Origin of the sequence: Actinomadura formosensis (assembly GCF_050948385.1) — a bacterium.
GTDB classification, from domain to species: Bacteria; Actinomycetota; Actinomycetes; order Streptosporangiales; family Streptosporangiaceae; genus Spirillospora; species Spirillospora formosensis.
In genome coordinates this window covers 6559403-6575823 of sequence record NZ_CP192011.1, presented here as the reverse complement: position 1 = coordinate 6575823, position 16421 = coordinate 6559403, and the positions used below count along the sequence as shown (strand labels likewise).

Sequence of the window (16421 nt, the reverse complement as noted above, 5' to 3'; positions counted from 1 at the left end):
TCGCGCCATGCCCTCGGGCCGTGTATGGTTTTACTGCGCGAACGACGCAAGCCCCTTTAGCTCAGTCGGCAGAGCGTCTCCATGGTAAGGAGAAGGTCTACGGTTCGATTCCGTAAAGGGGCTCACGACACACGGGCCGCCCTCCGGCATCACCGGACGGCGGCCTTCGTCGTCCCCGCGGTTCCTGCGCCGGAGCCGAGGAGCCGGGAACGAGTTGATTCGCTCCATAGCGGGGCCTGTGGTACCGTCCCACCGGTTCCAGCAGGACGTTTCACGGCTCATCGGCGCGCCCGATGTCCCGGAGACGGTCCGGTGGAGCCCGCGAAGCCGAAGCCCCGATCTCGATCCGGGTTGTCGCGTTTCCAGGGTTCGGTGAGCATCCGGTATCCTTGTAATCCGGTCACACCGACCATCACGGCGGGGTAGCTCAGTCAGGCAGAGCAAGCGGCTCATAATCGCTGTGTCGCCGGTTCAAGTCCGGCCCTCGCTACTACCCATGTCTCTCACCTCCGTCCCGGAGGTGAGCAGGCTGGGTCGAATCGCCGGCCGCCCGCCAGGGCGGCCGCGGCCCGAAGTTCCATGTCCCTTACCCAGAAAGGCACTCCATCGTGGCTGCCACCGACGTCCGGCCGAAGATCACGCTGGCCTGCCAGGAGTGCAAGCACCGCAACTACATCACGCGGAAGAACCGGCGCAACGACCCGGACCGCCTTGAGATCAAGAAGTACTGCCCCAACTGCAGGACGCACCGTCCGCACCGGGAAACCCGCTAGCTGAGGCCCGGACGGAGGAGTACTGCCCGCTGTGTTCAAGGCACAGGGCCAGGACCCACCGTCCGCACCGGGAAACCCGCCAGTTGAGCCGGGTCGCTCCAGGCCCCGCCGAAGCGGCTGCTTCTTCGCACGCTTGCCCTGACATGATCAGCCCGTCCTCGCCACTGAGACCCGCGAGGGCGGGCTGAACGTCGTTCTGTTACCGTCCGAGCGAAGACGGGACAGGATGTGCTCAGGGGGCGCCCGGGCATGGATGCCCCGTTCGACCTAGAGGGACGGAATGCATGGCACTCAACCGTGATTTCATCGGGCGGAGCTTCCCGCCCAGCGAACCGTACGAGGTCAGCCGGGTGAAGATCCGCGAGTTCGCGGACGCGATCGGCGACCACAACCCGATCTACCGCGACCAGGAGGCGGCCAAGGCGGCCGGGTACCCCGACGTCATCGCGCCGCCCACCTTCCCGATCGTCGTCTCGCTCGGCAACGCCGGTCTCGCCGACCCCGAACTCGGGCTGAACTACGCGATGGTCGTGCACGGTGAGCAGCGCTTCGAGTACACCCGCCCGCTGCGCGCCGGCGACGTCGTCACCTGCACCGCGACGATCACCGAGATCAGGTCGATCGGCAACAACGAGAAGATGGTCATCGAGACCGACGTCAAGACGACCGAGGGCGAACTGGTCTGCAAGTCCTACAACGTGATCGTGGAGCGGGGTGCCTGATGACCGCCAAGGTGAACTACGCCGACGTCGAGGTCGGCACCGAGATCCCCGCGCAGACCTACGCGATCGACCGCGCCGACCTCGTCATGTACGCGGGCGCGTCCGGCGACTTCAACCCGATCCACTGGCGCGAGTCCGTCGCCAAGGCCGTCGGCCTCCCCGACGTCATCGCGCACGGCATGTACACGATGGCGCAGGGCGGCCGGTTCGTCACCGACTGGGCGGGCGACCCCGGCGCCGTCGTGGACTACGGGGTACGGTTCTCCTCTCCGGTCGTCGTCCCCGACGAGGGCGGCGCGACACTGGAGATCAGCGGCAAGGTGGAGGAGAAGCTCGACGACAGCAAGGTCGTCGTGGCGCTCACCGCCAGGTCCAACGACCAGAAGGTCCTCACGCGCGCGAAGGCGGTCGTCAAGCTCGCCTGAACGGGAGCGACGCATCGGCCGGGGCCGTCCCGGCCGATGCCGCCATGGGGGCCGGGCACGTACGGGAGGGAAGACGACGTGGCGGTGATCGCCGAAGAGGTGAACCTGGCCGGATACACCACACTGCGGCTGGGCGGCCCCGCCCGGCGGTTCGTCGAGGCGACGACCGAGGCCGAACTCGTCGCCGCGATCCGCGCGGCCGACGACGAAGGCGAACCCGTCCTCGTGCTCGGCGGCGGCAGCAACCTGGTCGTGTCCGACGACGGCTTCCCCGGCACCGTCGTGCACATCGGCACCCGCGGCACCGAACGCACCGCCGCCGAGGGCGGCACCGTCCACGTCCGCGCCCAGGCCGGCGAGGACTGGGACCCGTTCGTCGCCCGCTGCGTCGCCGACGGTCTCGCCGGCGTCGAATGCCTGTCCGGCATCCCCGGCCGCGTCGGCGCCACCCCGATCCAGAACGTCGGCGCCTACGGGCAGGACGTCAGCGAGACGATCATCGAGGTCCGCGCCTACGACCGGGAGTCCCGGGCCGTCGTCACGCTCGACCGCGCCGCCTGCCGCTTCACCTACCGGCACAGCGTCTTCAAGGGCAACGACCGGTACGTCGTCCTGGACGTGACGTACGCGCTCCACGAGGCCGAGGAGTCGCAGCCCATCGCCTACGCCGAACTGGCGCGCAAACTGGGCGTACGGCCGGGGGAGCGGGTCACGCTGAAAGAGGCCCGCGACGCCGTCCTCGAACTGCGGCGCGGCAAGGGCATGGTCCTGGACGCCGCCGACCCCGACACCCGCAGCGCCGGATCGTTCTTCACCAACCCCGTCCTCGACCCCGAGCAGCTCGCCGAACTCCAGCGCCGCGTCGCCGAGCGCCTCGGCCCGGACGCGACGTTCCCGCGCTACCCGGAGACCGGCGACCGGGTCAAGACGTCCGCCGCCTGGCTCATCGACCGCGCCGGATTCGCCAGGGGCCACGCTCTCGGCCCCGCCCGCATCTCCACCAAGCACACCCTCGCCCTCACCAACCCCGGCGGCGCCAGCACCGCCGACTTGCTCGCGCTGGCCCGCGAGGTCCGCGCCGGCGTCCGCGACGCGTTCGGGGTCGAACTGGTCAACGAGCCCGTCCTCGTCGGGGTCGCGCTCTGATCCGGTAGGGTCGGAAACGTCGAGGGGGAGTAGTCCCAATCGCGTGATCGACATACTGGCGCCGCCGGTGGCGCCCGGTCGCGCGGGCCCGGTGCGCACCGCGGCGGACGAGACCCTCGGCCTGGCAGTCCATGCCGGGCCGGGGTCGCGTGTGCTCAACCCCCGCCCTTCGCCCGGCGTCCGAGCGAGAGGGAACCGGTGTCCGCCTTCCTCATCAGCCTGGCCGTGATCTTCGTTGCCGAGCTGGGCGACAAGAGCCAGCTCATGGCCATGACCTTCGCCACCCGTTTCCGCGCCGCGCAGGTGCTGATCGGCATCACGGCCGCGACCGCGCTCGTCCACCTGGCGAGCGTCGCCCTCGGTGCGGCGCTCGGCGCCGCGCTCCCCACCGGCCCGATCTCGATCCTCGCCGGGCTCGCGTTCCTCGGCTTCGCGCTGTGGACGCTCCGCGGCGACGAACTGGACGAGGACGAACGCGCGAAGGCCCGCCGCGCCAAGGGCTCGGCGATCCTCGCCGTCGGCGGCGCGTTCTTCCTGGCCGAACTGGGCGACAAGACCATGCTCGCCACCGTCACCCTCGCCGCCGACCACGGCGGGCTCCTGGCGCTGGCCGGTGTGTGGGCCGGTTCGACGATCGGCATGGTCGCCGCCGACGCGCTCGCCATCGCCGCCGGCCAGATGCTCGGCCGGAAACTCCCCGAGCGCGTCATCAAGTACGGTGCCGCCACGGGATTCGCCGTCTTCGGCGCCCTCCTGCTGGTCGAAGGGATCACCGCCTGACGGGACGCGGAAGCGAGCGGGCTCGGCCGCGTCCGCCGCCTAGCCCGCGAGCCAGGCGTCCACCCCGGCCAGCAGCCGCTTCCGCACGTCATCGGGGGCGGCCGACGCCCTGATCGACTGCCGGGCCAGCTCCGCCAGCTCCACGTCGGAGAACCCGTGCTCGGCGCGGACCAGCTCGTACTGGCGGGCCAGCCGCGACCCGAACAGCAGCGGATCGTCCGCGCCCAGCGCGATCGACGCGCCCTCCTCGTACAGCCGCCGCACCGGAACCTCCGATGCCGTCGCCGCCACCCCGAGACCCACGTTCGACGCCGGGCACACCTCCAGCGTCACGCCCCGCTCGACGATCCGCGCCAGCAGCCGCGGGTCCTCCACGGCGCGGACACCGTGCCCGATCCGGTCGGCGGCCAGCATGTCCAGGCACTCCCGGACGCTCGCCGGGCCGAGCAGCTCACCGCCGTGCGGGCTCGACAGCAGCCCGCCGCGCTTGGCGATCCGGAACGCCCCCTCGAAGTCGTAGGCCCGGCCCCGCCGCTCGTCGTTCGACAGCCCGAACCCGACCACGCCCCGGCCCGCGTACCGGACGGCCACCCGCGCGAGCGTCTTGGCGTCCAGCGGATGCCGGGTCCGGTTCGCCGCGATCACCACGCCGATGCCGACGCCGGCCGCCTCCGCCGCCTCCCGCGCCGCGTCCAGGATCAGCTCCACGGTCGGGGTCAGCCCGCCGAACTTCGCCATGTAGCCGCTCGGATCGACCTGGATCTCCAGCCAGCCCGAGCCCTCCGCCGCCTCGTCCTCGGCCGTCTCGCGCAGCAGGCGGCGCAGGTCGTCCGGCGTCTGCAGCACCGAACGCGCGATGTCGTACAGGCGCTGGAACCGGAACCAGCCGCGCTCGTCGGTCGCGTGCAGCCGGGGCGGCCAGTCCTCGACGAGGGCGTCCGGCAGGTGGACGCCGTGCACGCCGGCGAGTTCCACGAGCGTCGAATGCCGCATCGATCCGGTGAAGTGCAGGTGCAGATGCGCCTTCGGGAGCTTGGCCACGTCCGGGCGGGCGGAGCCGCGCGGGGCGGGGGCGGGCTCCCGGTGGTCCGGCATGGAGTGGTCCTGGGCCGGACGGGCTGAAACGGTACGGGCCTCCATGTGCCAATGTTGCCGGATCCGCGGGCGTCTCGAACCCCTGTCCCCGCGAGATCACCACACCGGACTACCCCGCATGACACGCGGCGGCCATCCGCCCATGGGCACCTCAGAAAAAAACTTTGGAACCGCGTGCAACCCCCTGTCCGCACCGTGCGTATACGAGGGGCGCCAGAGAGAAACGGGCACCCCCCGCGAGAACGACCCGGGCAGAAAGGGACACACACCATGATCACGCTGAAGGCCGCTTTGATCGCCGCGTCCGCCGTCGGAACCGTCGCCGTCGGCGGCGGCGCGACCTGGGCGATGACGGGCACCCACCACGAGGCCGGCCTCCAGTCGAACGGCGCCAAGGCTCCCGCCGCGACCAGCGAGCTGCGGCACACCGCGCCGAAGACGCTCCCGACCTGCATCCCGGCGAAGCCCGGCCTGCCCGAGGGCAAGCTCCCCGCGACCGGCCTGCCCAAGGCCGACATCCCCAAGACCGGCGTGAAGAAGCAGGTCGAGCAGCACCTCAAGCAGAACCCGGTCACGAAGAACCTGCCGAAGACCGAACTGCCCGAGACCGACGTGCCGGGCGCCAAGGTCCCGGGTGTCGACGCCCCCGGCGTCAAGAGCCCGGACGTCAAGGGCCAGCTCCCCGCGCACCTGCCGGCCTGCGCGCCGACCGCCCCGGGCCTGCCGACCGACGCCCCGGCGCCGAGGCCGTCCGCGGCCGTCCCCGCCAAGCCCGGCCTGCCCGCCGTCCCGAAGCTCGACTGCAGCAAGCTGATGCCGGCGGTCAAGGTCGGCGGAACGGTCGAGAAGACCGTCATGCTGCCGAAGGGCCTGCGCTACACCTCGGCCGCCTCGGGCTCCGCCGAGCTGCGCAAGCGGAAGATCTGCGCGATCACGCAGAAGTGGACCGGCAAGGCCGGCCAGTGGCTCACCGTCGAAACGCTGAAGACGCCCGCCGGCATGACCCAGAATCAGCTCCGGCAGGCGCTGCGGCTGCCCGAGGGCGGCAGCCCGGTCACCGTGGCGGGCTTCGCCGGCTGGCGGGCCCCGAACGGCAACGGGGTGCTGCTGTTCGACCCGAACGGCTACTCGCTGTTCGTCAACGGCAGCCCCGTCCTCGCCGGCGGGCTGCGGGACGTGGCGACCGCGCTGGGGCAGGCGCGGTAACACCACAGGCGCGAGCGGGCGGCCCTGGCGCGGGGGCCGCCTGCTCTCGGTGACATCGACCGGAACCGCACTAGCCGGGACGGAGCACAGTGGGGCGTCGAGACGACGAGTCGTTCGTGGAGTTCGTGGCGGCACGCGGCGATGCCCTGCTGCGCACCGCGTCGTTGATGTGCGGGGCCCGGCAGGACGCCGAGGACATCCTGCAGACCGCGCTTGAGAAGGCTTACCGCCATTGGGGGCGGCTGGAGGCGGGCAGCGATCCGGAACCGTACGTCCGCCGGATCCTGGTCAACCTCATCATCAGCCGCGCCCGCCGGTGGAAGGTGCTCCGGGAGATTCATATGGCGCGACTCCCGGAGACACCGGCCGCCTCACCGAACCACGCCGTCGAGCTGAGGGGGACGCTCATGGACGAGCTGCGCAAGCTCGGCCCGCGGCAGCGTGCGGTACTGGTCCTGAGGTTCTGGGAGGACCTCTCGGAGGCGGAGACGGCGCAGGCGCTCGGCTGTTCGGTCGGAACGGTCAAGAGCCAGGCGTCCCGGGGGCTCGCCAGGCTCCGGGAGCGCCTCGACACGAACCTGGCGCCACTGGGGAGATGAGCGATGGACCTGGAGAGTGAACTGCGGAAGGCCATGGCCGAGCAGGTGGCCGCGGCGACCGCGTCCCCCTCGCTCGCCGCGGACGTCAAGCGGCGGCACCGCCGCCGGGCGGCCCGGATCCGCGCCGCCGCGGGCGTCGCGGCCGCATCGGTCGCCGCGCTCGCCCTCGTGCCCACCTACCAGTCGTTCCAGGCCACGCCGGCCGGGAACGCCGAGACGCCACGTCCCACGAACACCGTCTCGGCGCACCGGCCACCGGAGCGGTCTCCCGCCCCCGATGTCCCCGTGTCCTCGCCGTCCAAGGGGAGGACCGAGGCGGGTGCCTCGCCGAGACCGGCCACGCGTCCCTCCTCCGGCGGGGGGACGGGACCGGACAGGCCCGGCGTGGGCGACGTGACCGGACGGCTGCCGCGCTGGATCACCTACATCCCGGACGCTCTTGCCTCCACCGGCCCCTGCGCCGTGACCGAGGACGCCGGCCGCAAGACCACGACCTGCCAGTGGCGCGGCAAGACCGGCTGGGTGGAGATCGCTCTGGTGAAGAGCGGCGGGCTCACCGGCCCCGCCGACCTCATGAAGACGACGGGCGTCCCAGGCCGTACGTCCGTGCGGGGGGCGCCCGCGCTGACCGCCGACCGTCCCGACTCGGCGCGCCAGATCTCGTGGCTGGCGCGGCCCGGGGTCGGTGTCACCGTCACCGCCAAGGGAGCGCCCAAGGACCAGCTCATGCGCATCGCCGAGGGCGTGCGCCCCTGAGGGGAGACCACGGGAAAAGAAACCGGCCCCGGGCGGCGTGCGCCCGGGGCCGGTTCGTACGTCGGCGGGGTCAGCTCGCCTCGGAGAGCAGCTTCGCGACCCGCGAGACGCCCTCGACCAGGTCATCGTCGCCCAGCGCGTAGGAGAGACGGAAGTAGCCCGGCGTGCCGAACGCCTCACCCGGCACCAGCGCGACCTCCGCCTCCTCCAGGATCAGCGACGCCAGCTCCACCGACGTCTCCGGACGCTTGCCGCGCAGCTCCTTGCCCAGCAGCGCCTTCACCGACGGGTAGGCGTAGAACGCGCCCTCCGGTTCGGGGCAGACCACGCCCGGGATCTCGTTCAGCATCCGCACCATCGTCTTGCGGCGCCGGTCGAACGCCGCCCGCATCTCCGCCACCGCCGACAGGTCACCGGTCACCGCGGCGAGCGCGGCGGCCTGGGACACGTTCGCCACATTGGACGTCGCGTGCGACTGGAGGTTCTGCGCGGCCTTGACCACGTCCGCCGGGCCGATCAGCCAGCCCACGCGCCAGCCCGTCATCGCGTACGTCTTCGCGACGCCGTTCAGGACGATCGTCCGGTCGGCCAGCTCCGGCACCACCACCGGCATCGAGTGGAACTCGGTGTCGCCGTACACGAGGTGCTCATAGATCTCGTCGGTGACGACCCAGAGGCCGTGCTCGTCCGCCCAGCGTCCGATGGCCTCGATCTCGTCCCGCGAGTACACGGCCCCGGTCGGGTTGGACGGCGATACGAACAGCAGCACCTTCGTCCGGTCCGTGCGGGCCGCCTCCAGCTGCTCGACGCTCACCCGGTAGCCGGTGGTCTCGTCGGCGACGACGTCCACGGGCACGCCGCCCGCCAGCTTGATCGACTCGGGGTAGGTCGTCCAGTACGGGGTCGGGACGAGCACCTCGTCGCCCGGGTCCAGCAGCGCCGCGAACGCCTCGTACACCGCCTGCTTGCCGCCGTTGGTCACGAGGACCTGATTGGCCTCGACCTTGTACCCGGAGTCGCGTTCGGTCTTCTCGGCGATGGCGGCGCGCAACTCGGGCAGCCCGCCCGCCGGCGTGTACTTGTGGAAGCGCGGCACCCTGCAGGCGGTCACCGCGGCCTCGACGATGTAGTCCGGTGTCGGGAAGTCGGGTTCGCCCGCCCCGAACCCGATGACCGGGCGGCCCGCCGCCTTCAGCGCCTTGGCCTTGGCGTCGACGGCCAGCGTGGCGGACTCGGATATCGCGGCGATGCGCTTGGAGATGCGAGGACGGTCAGTGCTCATGGCTCTATCGTTACAGACGCCGGTCCATGACCCGAGCCATATATCCGGGCTGGTCGGACGGGATTCGCCGCCGCCCGGAGGACGATCTCCGGGTATCGGTTCGACGCGGGGCCCTCGGCCACGTAGACTCACCCTCCAAGTGGCGTGTCCCCGCCATACGAGCCTGTCCGCACGCGGGCATCGACATGAGGCCGTAAGCTGGGACCCGGCACCATCCCGGTCCCATGGCCGGGTGTTCTCCGTAGCCGGAGAACGAAGGGCAGTGGCTCAATTGGTAGAGCTCCGGTCTCCAAAACCGGCGGTTGGGGGTTCGAGTCCCTCCTGCCCTGCGAGGTGCGGTGCGCGCACCCGTTCCGGCCGCGTCACGGCGGCGCCGTGACGCTCCGCGGTACGGAACCGCGCGGCAACCACAGGGTGGTTGGATCACGACCTATGAGGTGAACGGCGGCAAATGGCGACTGAGACTCGCGAAGAGCCCGAGGCCAAGGACGAGGGCAAGAGCAGGAAGAAGTCCCCTTCCGGGCGGACGTCGCCTTCGCTTTTCGTGCGCCAGGTCATCGCTGAGCTGCGCAAGGTCATCTGGCCCACGCGGCGGGAGCTCGTCACCTACACGACCGTCTCGCTCGTGTTCGTGTTGATCATGGTCGCGGTCGTCTCCGGTTTCGACTACGGGCTGCAGAAGGGCGTCTACGCCATCTTCGGCTGACGTCGCGCGGCCGGGGCCGTGTACCCGGTAGACCCGCCGTAACCTTGCAAGTCCATCACCGAAGACCGAGAGAAAGAGTCGCCGTGTCCGAGCCCTCACAGCCCTACGACGAGGCCGTTGACGAGGCCCAGTCCGCTGCGGCTGCTGCGGCAGACCAGGCGGCGGAGCCCGCCGAGGAGACGGCCGAGGCGGCCGTGTCCGCCGGCGACGCCGAACCCGCGGACACGAAGCTCGAAGGCGAGGGTCCCGCGCCGGACGCCGCCGAAGGCGCCGCCGAGCTGGCGGAGGCCGTCGAAGGCGAGGGCGAGGAGGCCGCGCCCGAGCCGCCGGCCGACCCGTACGCCGACTTCAAGATGCAGCTCCGGCTCCAGCCGGGCGACTGGTACGTCGTCCACTCGTACGCGGGCTACGAGAACCGGGTCAAGACCAACATCGAGACCCGGACGCAGACCCTCAACATGGAGGACTACATCTTCCAGATCGAGGTCCCGCAGCACGAGGTGACCGAGATCAAGGGCGGCAAGCGCCAGAAGGTCAACGAGAAGGTCCTGCCGGGCTACATCCTCGTCCGCATGGAGCTGACCGACGAGTCGTGGGCCGCCGTCCGCAACACGCCGGGCGTCACCGGGTTCGTCGGCCTGCTGAACAAGCCGTCCCCGCTGAGCCTGGACGAGGTCGCCAGCCTGCTGGCCCCCGCGCCCGAGGAGGGCGTCGCCAAGACCGCCAAGGAGCAGGCGAAGGCCCCGGCCACCGTGGACTACGAGGTCGGCGAGTCCGTCACTGTCATGGACGGCCCGTTCGCCACCCTCCCCGCCACCGTCAACGAGATCAACGCCGAGCAGCAGAAGCTCAAGGTCCTGGTCTCGATCTTTGGCAGGGAGACGCCGGTCGAGCTGTCCTTCAACCAGGTCTCCAAGATCTGACCGCCTCCGGGATCTGCCCGGGTCTCCGAGATCCGACACGGTCTCGACGCCCGGTCCTGCTCGCTCCGGTCAGGCCGTATCCTTGACAGGCCGTCCTCGCGTCAGCGGGGACGGGTTCGGGTTCCCGCCCTCCGGTCTCCGGCGGGACGGGCACCCATCGGCCCCGCTCCCGCGGGGATGACCCCCCAGAAACGTGGCCGCCCTCGTAAAGGTGCGGCTGTGCTCCCCGCGCACGCGGGGCTGCGGGGTCGACCAAGGTCCCAACGCGGCGGTCTAGTTCCGCCCGCCGTGTTGCCCGGTGTCCGGGAGTCGGGACCACAGCGAAACGGAACACAGAGGGAGAGGCATGCCTCCCAAGAAGAAGAAAATCGCCGCGTTGGTGAAGGTCCAGCTCCAGGCCGGTGCGGCCACTCCGGCGCCGCCGGTCGGTACCGCGCTCGGTCCGCACGGCGTCAACATCATGGACTTCTGCAAGCAGTACAACGCTGCCACGGAGTCCCAGCGCGGCAACGTCATCCCCGTAGAGATCACCATCTACGAGGACCGGTCGTTCACCTTCGTCACCAAGACCCCGCCGGCCGCGCAGCTCATCCTGAAGGCCGCGGGCGTGGAGAAGGGCAGCGGCGAGCCGCACAAGACCAAGGTCGGCTCGGTCACCCGTGACCAGATCCGCGAGATCGCCACGACCAAGATGCCCGACCTCAACGCCAAGGACCTGGACGCCGCCGAGAAGATCGTCGCCGGCACCGCGCGGTCGATGGGGATCGACGTCAAGTAAGTCACCCGGTGGGAGGGCCGGCGCCGGCCCGTACCACGAGTTCCATTGGAGGAACGAGCATGAAGCGCAGCAAGGGCTACCGCGCCGCCGCGGAGAAGATCGACCGGGAGCGGCTGTACAGCCCGGCCGAGGCCGTGAAGCTGGCCAAGGAGACCGCGGTCACCAAGTTCGACGCGACCGTCGAGGTCGCGCTGCGGCTGGGCGTCGACCCGCGCAAGGCCGACCAGATGGTGCGCGGCACCGTCAACCTGCCGCACGGCACCGGTAAGACCGCCCGCGTGCTGGTCTTCGCGGTCGGCGCGAAGGCGCAGGAGGCGGAGTCGGCGGGCGCCGACCTGGTCGGCTCCGACGACCTGATCGAGCGGATCCAGGGCGGTTTCCTGGACTTCGACGCGGTGGTCGCCACGCCGGACCAGATGGGCAAGGTCGGACGGCTCGGCCGGGTGCTGGGCCCGCGCGGCCTGATGCCGAACCCGAAGACCGGCACGGTCACCATGGACGTGGCGAAGGCCGTGTCCGACATCAAGGGCGGCAAGATCGAGTTCCGGGTCGACCGGCACGCGAACCTGCACTTCATCATCGGCAAGGCGTCCTTCGACGAGCGCCGGCTGGTGGAGAACTACGCGGCGGCGATCGAGGAGATCCAGCGGCTCAAGCCGTCCGCGGCGAAGGGCCGGTACGTCAAGAAGGCGTCCCTGACGACCTCGATGGGCCCGAGCATCCCGGTGGACCCGAACGCGGTCCGCAACCTGACCGCGGAGTTCGAAACCGCTTGATCGCATCGGCTCGCCGGTAGCGGCGACCGTCACGACAGGGCGTCCCCACCCGGGGGCGCCCTGTCGCGTTTCCGCGTTCTACCGGGTGGATACATCGGGTCGCGTCCGCAACCGGACAATTCGTCGCACGATTGTTTTGTTACCCGCGGGGAACCTGGTGTTGAATTGCCGTCGTGAAGCGTCGAACCGACCGGGCCATCGCCATTTCCGCCGTGACCGCGGTGGCCGTCGTGCCCACGGTGATCCTGATGGTGGTCAAGGTCGGCGGTGATTCCGCCAAGGACGCCGGGTCGATGCCGCCGGCCGCGGCCATGGCCCAGCGGGACCGGACGAACCCGAACGGGACGGCGTCCGGGACGGTCTCCCCGGGCGCGTCCGCGGCACCGGGCGCGAGCCCCGGCAACGGCCCCGGCTCGGGCGCCCCCGGCACGGGGAACGGCGGTGGCGCGCACGGGCTGCCCACGGCCCCGCCTCAGCCCGGCCCCAGCCTGCACTCCTTCACCCGCAAGACGGACATGAAGGTGACGATCGGGTCGGGCGGCGACTATCAGCACGCCACGGAGACGGCCTCGTTCACCCTGTGGCCGAAGTTCGCGATGAGCGCGACCGGTGTCACGCAGACGATGCAGAGCGGCGAGCTGAGCAAGGTCACCAAGAAGGTGATCGTGAGCGGGAACACGCTCAGGGGCTACGACGGGACGAAGTGGACGACGTCCACGCTCACCGCGGCGCAGCTGGGCAGGCTGCAGAACGAGTCCGACCCCCGGCAGTTCACCTTCATGATCGGGACGCTGCCCGGGATGACCGCGAGCGAGCCGGACGCGTCCGGCCGGACGAACTTCACGGCGCAGGCGCTGATGGGCAGCGTGTACGCGCTGCTTCCGCAGGAGACGGCGGCCCGGTTCCGCCCCCTGGTACCGGACGGCACCGGCTGCGGGCTCGACCTGTGGGCCGACAGCAGGGCCCGCCCGACGTCGATCGTGCTGAACGCGCAGGGGCCCGGCGCGTCCTTCAACGGGTCGATGGCCTTCGGCTCCTACCGCTGACGCGGCCTTCTCGCGCGTTCCGTGCCCTGCCGTAGGGCCGGTCGCGGGCTACGCCGTTGGTCGTACCGCTTGGAGAGTCGTTCGTACCACCGGGGGATGTCGAGCTGTTGCCATCCCGGGACACTGGGAACACCAGAAGGACGACAAGGGAGGCTCGACTCTCATGAACCGACGACTCGTGGTGGCGGCCGGCGGCACCGCCGTGGGGGCCGCGCTCGTCCTGTCCGGATGCAACGGGGACGGGTCGGCGAACACGGACAACATGAAGCTCAGCGCCGGTGAGGCGCTGCTGAAGACGTCGCAGAAGACGGGGCAGGCCGACACGTTCAAGGCCGACCTGACCGTGACCGGCACCGGGAACGGCGCCGGGAAGGTCCACGCCACCGGGCAGTTCCGGCTGCGTCCGGAGCTGACGTTCACCGCGAGGCTGGACGAGTTCAGCCACAACGGGCAGAACGTGCCGGGTGCCAAGGGGCAGGCGATCTACACCGGCGACGTCCTGTACGCGAAGGTCCCGCAGCTCGCCCGGTTCGTCAGCGACGGCAAGCCGTGGGTGAGGATCGACGTGAACCAGGTCGCGCAGCGGACCGGGTTCGACGTGCGGAGCCTGGTCGACCAGGTGCAGAAGGTGGATCCGGCCGAGCAGACGAAGATGTTCACCGGCTCCAAGGACGCACGCCGGGTCGGCACCGAGACGATCGACGGCGTGAAGACGACGCACTACGCCGGGACGGTGACCGTCGACGACGCGCTGCGGCGGCTCGACCCGCAGGCGCGCGAGAAGGTCGGCAGGTGGCTGCCGAAGGACCGCGCCAACGGCAAGATCAACTTCGATCTGTGGACGGACGGCGACAACCTGCCGCGCAAGCTCGTCTCGAAGGCGACCGGCGTGCGGGGCGAGAACGGCACGGTGACCGTCCTGTACAGCGACTACGGTAAGTCGTTCCGCGTGAACCCGCCGCCGTCCGACCAGGTGGGGAAGCTGTCGATCGGGTCCTTCCCGGGCGGGAACTGATCGAGGGCCTCACGCGGGGCCGGGTGAACCGCGACGGTGTCTCCCGCGTCTGATCTACCGTTCGGCCCGTGCGCCCGGGCGACCAAGCAGACCAAGGAGAACCCCCACGATGATCCGTCGTTTCGCCGCCGGCACGGCGCTGGCCACCGGCCTCGCCCTCTCGCTGACCGGCTGTCTCGGGGACGCCGGCAGCAAGGTGGACGAGGCCGGCAAGAACATCAAGCTGACGGCCGCGCAGGTGCTCGGCAAGGCCGCGGAGAAGACCGGCCAGACCGACGCGTTCAAGGCCGACATGTCGCTGCAGATGGCGGGCTCGGCCGAGGGCGACGTGTCGATGAACGGCACCATGCAGTACCGGACGAAGCCCGACCTCGCCTACAGCATGAACTTCGCCCAGATGACGGTCGGGGGCAAGTCGATGGGCGGCATGGAGCAGCGGCTCGTCGGCCGGAACATGTACATGAAGATGGCGATGTTGAGCGCGCTCGGCGGCGGCTCCAGCGCGAAGCCGTGGATCAAGATCTCGCTGGACGAGCTGGGCAAGAAGTCCGGCATGAACATCGACGAGCTGCTGCAGCAGTCGCGCCAGATGGACCCGATCCAGAACACGAAGATGCTGACGGCGTCCAAGGACGTGCGTGAGGTCGGCAAGGAGTCGGTGGACGGCGTCGAGACGACCCACTACACCGGCACCTACCAGATGGAGGACGCGATAGCGAAGCTCTCTCCGGAGATGCAGGAGGCCTACCGCAAGAGCCTCGCCACGACCGGGATGCAGAACATGCACTTCGACCTGTGGGTGGACGGGCAGCAGCTGCCGCGCAAGATGACGATGAAGTCGAACCAGACGTCCCAGGGCGCGATGACCATGACGATGAAGTACCGGGACTACGGCAAGCCGGTGCAGATCGTCGAGCCTCCGGCGAGCCAGGTCACCGACTTCGGCCAGCTCATGAGCGGGCTCGGCGGTGGCGGGCTTCCCGGCGCCGGCGCCTGACCCGCACGGCGAACCACCGAACCACCGAACCACCGAACCACCGAACCACCGAACCACCGAGTCACCGAACCACCGGGGGACCGCGGCCCGCACGGGCCGCGGTCCCTCCGCCGTCCCCCCGATTTGGCCCTGATCGAGGACACGCGTATCCTGTTCCATGCCGAAGACCGCCGGTCGTCACCTCCATGAGGTGACCGAAGGACCCGACTCCGTTCGGGCGGCCTGCGTAGGTGAGACGAGAGCTTCCCCGCATGGCCTCCGCGCCGTGCCTGGACGCCCCGTGCGCCTGCGCCGGGGCGTTTTTTGGTGGATCGGCGTCCTGTCCCCTCGGGAGGACGGACGCGGATCGGACCACCCAGGTAATCGGAAGGAGGGCTATGGCCAAGGCCCACAAGGACACGGCGATCGCCGAGCTCAAGAGCGAGTTCGAGAGCTCCAGCGGCGCCGTGCTGACCGAGTACCGCGGGCTGACCGTCGCGCAGGTCAAGGAACTGCGCGACAACCTCGGCGAGAACGCGCGGTTCCGCGTGGTGAAGAACACGCTGACCAAGCGCGCGGCGAACGAGGCCGGTATCGACGAGCAGTTCCGTGACCTGCTCGAAGGCCCGTCGGCCATCGCGTTCGTGCGCGGCGACGTGGTCGAGGCAGCCAAGGGCCTGCGTGACTTCGCCAAGGCGAACCCGATGCTGGTGATCAAGGGCGGGTTCATCGACGGTCAGTCGATGGACGCGGCCGAGGTCGCCAAGCTCGCGGACCTCGAGTCGCGCGAGGTGCTCCTCGCGAAGCTGGCCGGTGCGATGAAGGGCTCGATGGCGAACGCCGCCGCGCTGTTCAACGCCCTGCCGACGCAGGCGGCCCAGCTCGCCGAGGCGCTGCGCGCCAAGCGCGAGGACGCCGGCGAGACCGCCGAGGCACCCGCCGCCGAGTAGGCACACCCGCGGTTCCCCACACCCCAGATCACAAGCCATAGCGGAGGAAACATCATGGCGAAGCTCAGCACCGACGACCTGCTCGACGCTTTCAAGGAGATGACCCTTCTCGAGCTCTCCGAGTTCGTGAAGCAGTTCGAAGAGGTCTTCGACGTCAAGGCCGCCGCGCCGGTCGCGGCCGTGGCCGCCGTCCCGGGCGGGCCGGGCGCCCCGGCCGCCGAGGAGGCCGCCGCGCAGGACGAGTTCGACGTCATCCTTGAGGGCGCCGGCGACAAGAAGATCCAGGTCATCAAGGAGGTTCGCGCCCTGACGAGCCTCGGCCTCAAGGAGGCCAAGGACCTGGTCGACGGCGCGCCGAAGCCGCTGCTGGAGAAGGTCAACAAGGAGACGGCCGACAAGGCCAAGGAGGCCCTGGAGAAGGCCGGCGCGTCGGTCACCGTCAAGTAAGGACGCTCCAGAGCTCTTCA

General features: G+C 70.3%; 19 protein-coding genes and 3 tRNA genes. 20 read left to right on the top strand and 2 right to left on the bottom strand.

Annotated elements, in window-relative coordinates:
- The first annotated feature begins 50 nt into the window (after positions 1 to 50).
- From ACQP1N_RS30715 to ACQP1N_RS30685, 7 genes are all read left to right on the top strand, one after another.
- Positions 51 to 123: transfer RNA gene (locus ACQP1N_RS30715), tRNA-Thr, on the top strand.
- Between the two features lie 293 nt (positions 124 to 416).
- Positions 417 to 490 (top strand) — tRNA-Met (locus tag ACQP1N_RS30710).
- Positions 491 to 608: 118 nt separating this feature from the next.
- Positions 609 to 773, top strand: a complete 165-nt coding sequence (rpmG, locus tag ACQP1N_RS30705; protein ID WP_026404241.1) for a 50S ribosomal protein L33 — start codon at positions 609 to 611, stop codon at positions 771 to 773.
- A 284-nt stretch (positions 774 to 1057) separates the two neighbouring features.
- Positions 1058 to 1495, top strand: coding sequence for a MaoC family dehydratase N-terminal domain-containing protein (locus tag ACQP1N_RS30700; RefSeq protein ID WP_067794831.1), 438 nt, complete (start codon positions 1058 to 1060; stop codon positions 1493 to 1495).
- Complete coding sequence (locus tag ACQP1N_RS30695) at positions 1495 to 1920, top strand: MaoC/PaaZ C-terminal domain-containing protein (RefSeq protein WP_433227808.1); 426 nt, start codon at positions 1495 to 1497, stop codon at positions 1918 to 1920. Before ACQP1N_RS30700 ends, ACQP1N_RS30695 begins: the two co-directional genes overlap by 1 nt.
- Positions 1921 to 1998: 78 nt before the next feature.
- The gene (locus ACQP1N_RS30690) at positions 1999 to 3066 is read left to right on the top strand and encodes a UDP-N-acetylmuramate dehydrogenase (protein ID WP_433227807.1); all 1068 of its coding nucleotides are present in this window, start codon (positions 1999 to 2001) and stop codon (positions 3064 to 3066) included.
- Between the two features lie 198 nt (positions 3067 to 3264).
- Positions 3265 to 3846: a TMEM165/GDT1 family protein gene (locus ACQP1N_RS30685; protein ID WP_067794823.1), complete on the top strand. Its 582-nt coding sequence runs from the start codon at positions 3265 to 3267 to the stop codon at positions 3844 to 3846.
- 39 nt (positions 3847 to 3885) lie between these two features.
- On the opposite strand, the gene ACQP1N_RS30680 is transcribed toward ACQP1N_RS30685, so the two are convergent.
- Positions 3886 to 4941 carry an adenosine deaminase gene (locus ACQP1N_RS30680; RefSeq protein WP_433232871.1) on the bottom strand — a complete coding sequence of 352 codons (1056 nt, stop codon included), beginning with the start codon at positions 4939 to 4941 and terminating at the stop codon, positions 3886 to 3888.
- Between the two features lie 270 nt (positions 4942 to 5211).
- Between ACQP1N_RS30680 and ACQP1N_RS30675 the strand changes: the two genes are divergently transcribed.
- The 3 genes from ACQP1N_RS30675 (at position 5212) to ACQP1N_RS30665 (ending at position 7502) form a co-directional block, all read left to right on the top strand.
- Positions 5212 to 6147: a hypothetical protein gene (locus ACQP1N_RS30675; protein ID WP_067794817.1), complete on the top strand. Its 936-nt coding sequence runs from the start codon at positions 5212 to 5214 to the stop codon at positions 6145 to 6147.
- An 89-nt stretch (positions 6148 to 6236) separates the two neighbouring features.
- Positions 6237 to 6746, top strand: coding sequence for a SigE family RNA polymerase sigma factor (locus ACQP1N_RS30670; RefSeq protein ID WP_067794814.1), 510 nt, complete (start codon positions 6237 to 6239; stop codon positions 6744 to 6746).
- A gap of 3 nt (positions 6747 to 6749) precedes the next feature.
- A complete protein-coding gene (locus tag ACQP1N_RS30665; RefSeq protein ID WP_067794811.1) occupies positions 6750 to 7502 on the top strand; it encodes a hypothetical protein in 753 nt (250 codons plus the stop codon).
- 70 nt (positions 7503 to 7572) lie between these two features.
- Here the strand turns inward: ACQP1N_RS30665 and ACQP1N_RS30660 are convergent, their stop codons facing one another.
- Positions 7573 to 8784, bottom strand: a complete 1212-nt coding sequence (locus ACQP1N_RS30660; protein ID WP_067794810.1) for a pyridoxal phosphate-dependent aminotransferase — start codon at positions 8782 to 8784, stop codon at positions 7573 to 7575.
- A gap of 256 nt (positions 8785 to 9040) precedes the next feature.
- Between ACQP1N_RS30660 and ACQP1N_RS30655 the strand changes: the two genes are divergently transcribed.
- The 10 genes from ACQP1N_RS30655 to rplL all read left to right on the top strand — a co-directional run bounded on the left by ACQP1N_RS30655 (position 9041) and on the right by rplL (position 16401).
- Positions 9041 to 9113, top strand: a tRNA-Trp gene (locus ACQP1N_RS30655).
- 122 nt (positions 9114 to 9235) lie between these two features.
- Positions 9236 to 9490, top strand: a complete 255-nt coding sequence (secE, locus tag ACQP1N_RS30650; RefSeq protein ID WP_067794807.1) for a preprotein translocase subunit SecE — start codon at positions 9236 to 9238, stop codon at positions 9488 to 9490.
- A gap of 83 nt (positions 9491 to 9573) precedes the next feature.
- Positions 9574 to 10413, top strand: coding sequence for a transcription termination/antitermination protein NusG (nusG, locus tag ACQP1N_RS30645; protein ID WP_433227806.1), 840 nt, complete (start codon positions 9574 to 9576; stop codon positions 10411 to 10413).
- A 346-nt stretch (positions 10414 to 10759) separates the two neighbouring features.
- Positions 10760 to 11191: a 50S ribosomal protein L11 gene (rplK, locus tag ACQP1N_RS30640; protein ID WP_067794801.1), complete on the top strand. Its 432-nt coding sequence runs from the start codon at positions 10760 to 10762 to the stop codon at positions 11189 to 11191.
- 59 nt (positions 11192 to 11250) lie between these two features.
- Positions 11251 to 11967, top strand: a complete 717-nt coding sequence (gene rplA / locus ACQP1N_RS30635; RefSeq protein ID WP_067794798.1) for a 50S ribosomal protein L1 — start codon at positions 11251 to 11253, stop codon at positions 11965 to 11967.
- 173 nt (positions 11968 to 12140) lie between these two features.
- Complete coding sequence (locus tag ACQP1N_RS30630) at positions 12141 to 13013, top strand: hypothetical protein (RefSeq protein WP_433227805.1); 873 nt, start codon at positions 12141 to 12143, stop codon at positions 13011 to 13013.
- Positions 13014 to 13176: 163 nt separating this feature from the next.
- Positions 13177 to 14028 carry a hypothetical protein gene (locus tag ACQP1N_RS30625; protein WP_433227804.1) on the top strand — a complete coding sequence of 284 codons (852 nt, stop codon included), beginning with the start codon at positions 13177 to 13179 and terminating at the stop codon, positions 14026 to 14028.
- 109 nt (positions 14029 to 14137) lie between these two features.
- Positions 14138 to 15025 (top strand): LppX_LprAFG lipoprotein, encoded by an 888-nt coding sequence (locus ACQP1N_RS30620; RefSeq protein WP_067794789.1) that lies wholly within the window; start codon positions 14138 to 14140, stop codon positions 15023 to 15025.
- 377 nt (positions 15026 to 15402) lie between these two features.
- Positions 15403 to 15954 (top strand): 50S ribosomal protein L10, encoded by a 552-nt coding sequence (gene rplJ / locus ACQP1N_RS30615; protein WP_067794785.1) that lies wholly within the window; start codon positions 15403 to 15405, stop codon positions 15952 to 15954.
- 54 nt (positions 15955 to 16008) lie between these two features.
- Positions 16009 to 16401: a 50S ribosomal protein L7/L12 gene (gene rplL, locus ACQP1N_RS30610; protein WP_067794782.1), complete on the top strand. Its 393-nt coding sequence runs from the start codon at positions 16009 to 16011 to the stop codon at positions 16399 to 16401.
- Positions 16402 to 16421 lie beyond the last annotated feature (20 nt).

Bases quoted from the DNA above. Each gene is read 5' to 3' on its own strand.
- ACQP1N_RS30665 (WP_067794811.1), top strand. From the start codon at position 6,750: ATGGACCTGGAGAGTGAACTGCGGAAGGCCATGGCCGAGCAGGTGGCC.
- ACQP1N_RS30695 (WP_433227808.1), top strand. From the start codon at position 1,495: ATGACCGCCAAGGTGAACTACGCCGACGTCGAGGTCGGCACCGAGATC.
- ACQP1N_RS30680 (WP_433232871.1), bottom strand. From the start codon at position 4,941: ATGCCGGACCACCGGGAGCCCGCCCCCGCCCCGCGCGGCTCCGCCCGC.
- rplL (WP_067794782.1), top strand. From the start codon at position 16,009: ATGGCGAAGCTCAGCACCGACGACCTGCTCGACGCTTTCAAGGAGATG.
- ACQP1N_RS30625 (WP_433227804.1), top strand. From the start codon at position 13,177: ATGAACCGACGACTCGTGGTGGCGGCCGGCGGCACCGCCGTGGGGGCC.
- rplJ (WP_067794785.1), top strand. From the start codon at position 15,403: ATGGCCAAGGCCCACAAGGACACGGCGATCGCCGAGCTCAAGAGCGAG.
- ACQP1N_RS30700 (WP_067794831.1), top strand. From the start codon at position 1,058: ATGGCACTCAACCGTGATTTCATCGGGCGGAGCTTCCCGCCCAGCGAA.
- ACQP1N_RS30620 (WP_067794789.1), top strand. From the start codon at position 14,138: ATGATCCGTCGTTTCGCCGCCGGCACGGCGCTGGCCACCGGCCTCGCC.
- rplA (WP_067794798.1), top strand. From the start codon at position 11,251: ATGAAGCGCAGCAAGGGCTACCGCGCCGCCGCGGAGAAGATCGACCGG.
- rplK (WP_067794801.1), top strand. From the start codon at position 10,760: ATGCCTCCCAAGAAGAAGAAAATCGCCGCGTTGGTGAAGGTCCAGCTC.
- ACQP1N_RS30660 (WP_067794810.1), bottom strand. From the start codon at position 8,784: ATGAGCACTGACCGTCCTCGCATCTCCAAGCGCATCGCCGCGATATCC.
- ACQP1N_RS30675 (WP_067794817.1), top strand. From the start codon at position 5,212: ATGATCACGCTGAAGGCCGCTTTGATCGCCGCGTCCGCCGTCGGAACC.
- secE (WP_067794807.1), top strand. From the start codon at position 9,236: ATGGCGACTGAGACTCGCGAAGAGCCCGAGGCCAAGGACGAGGGCAAG.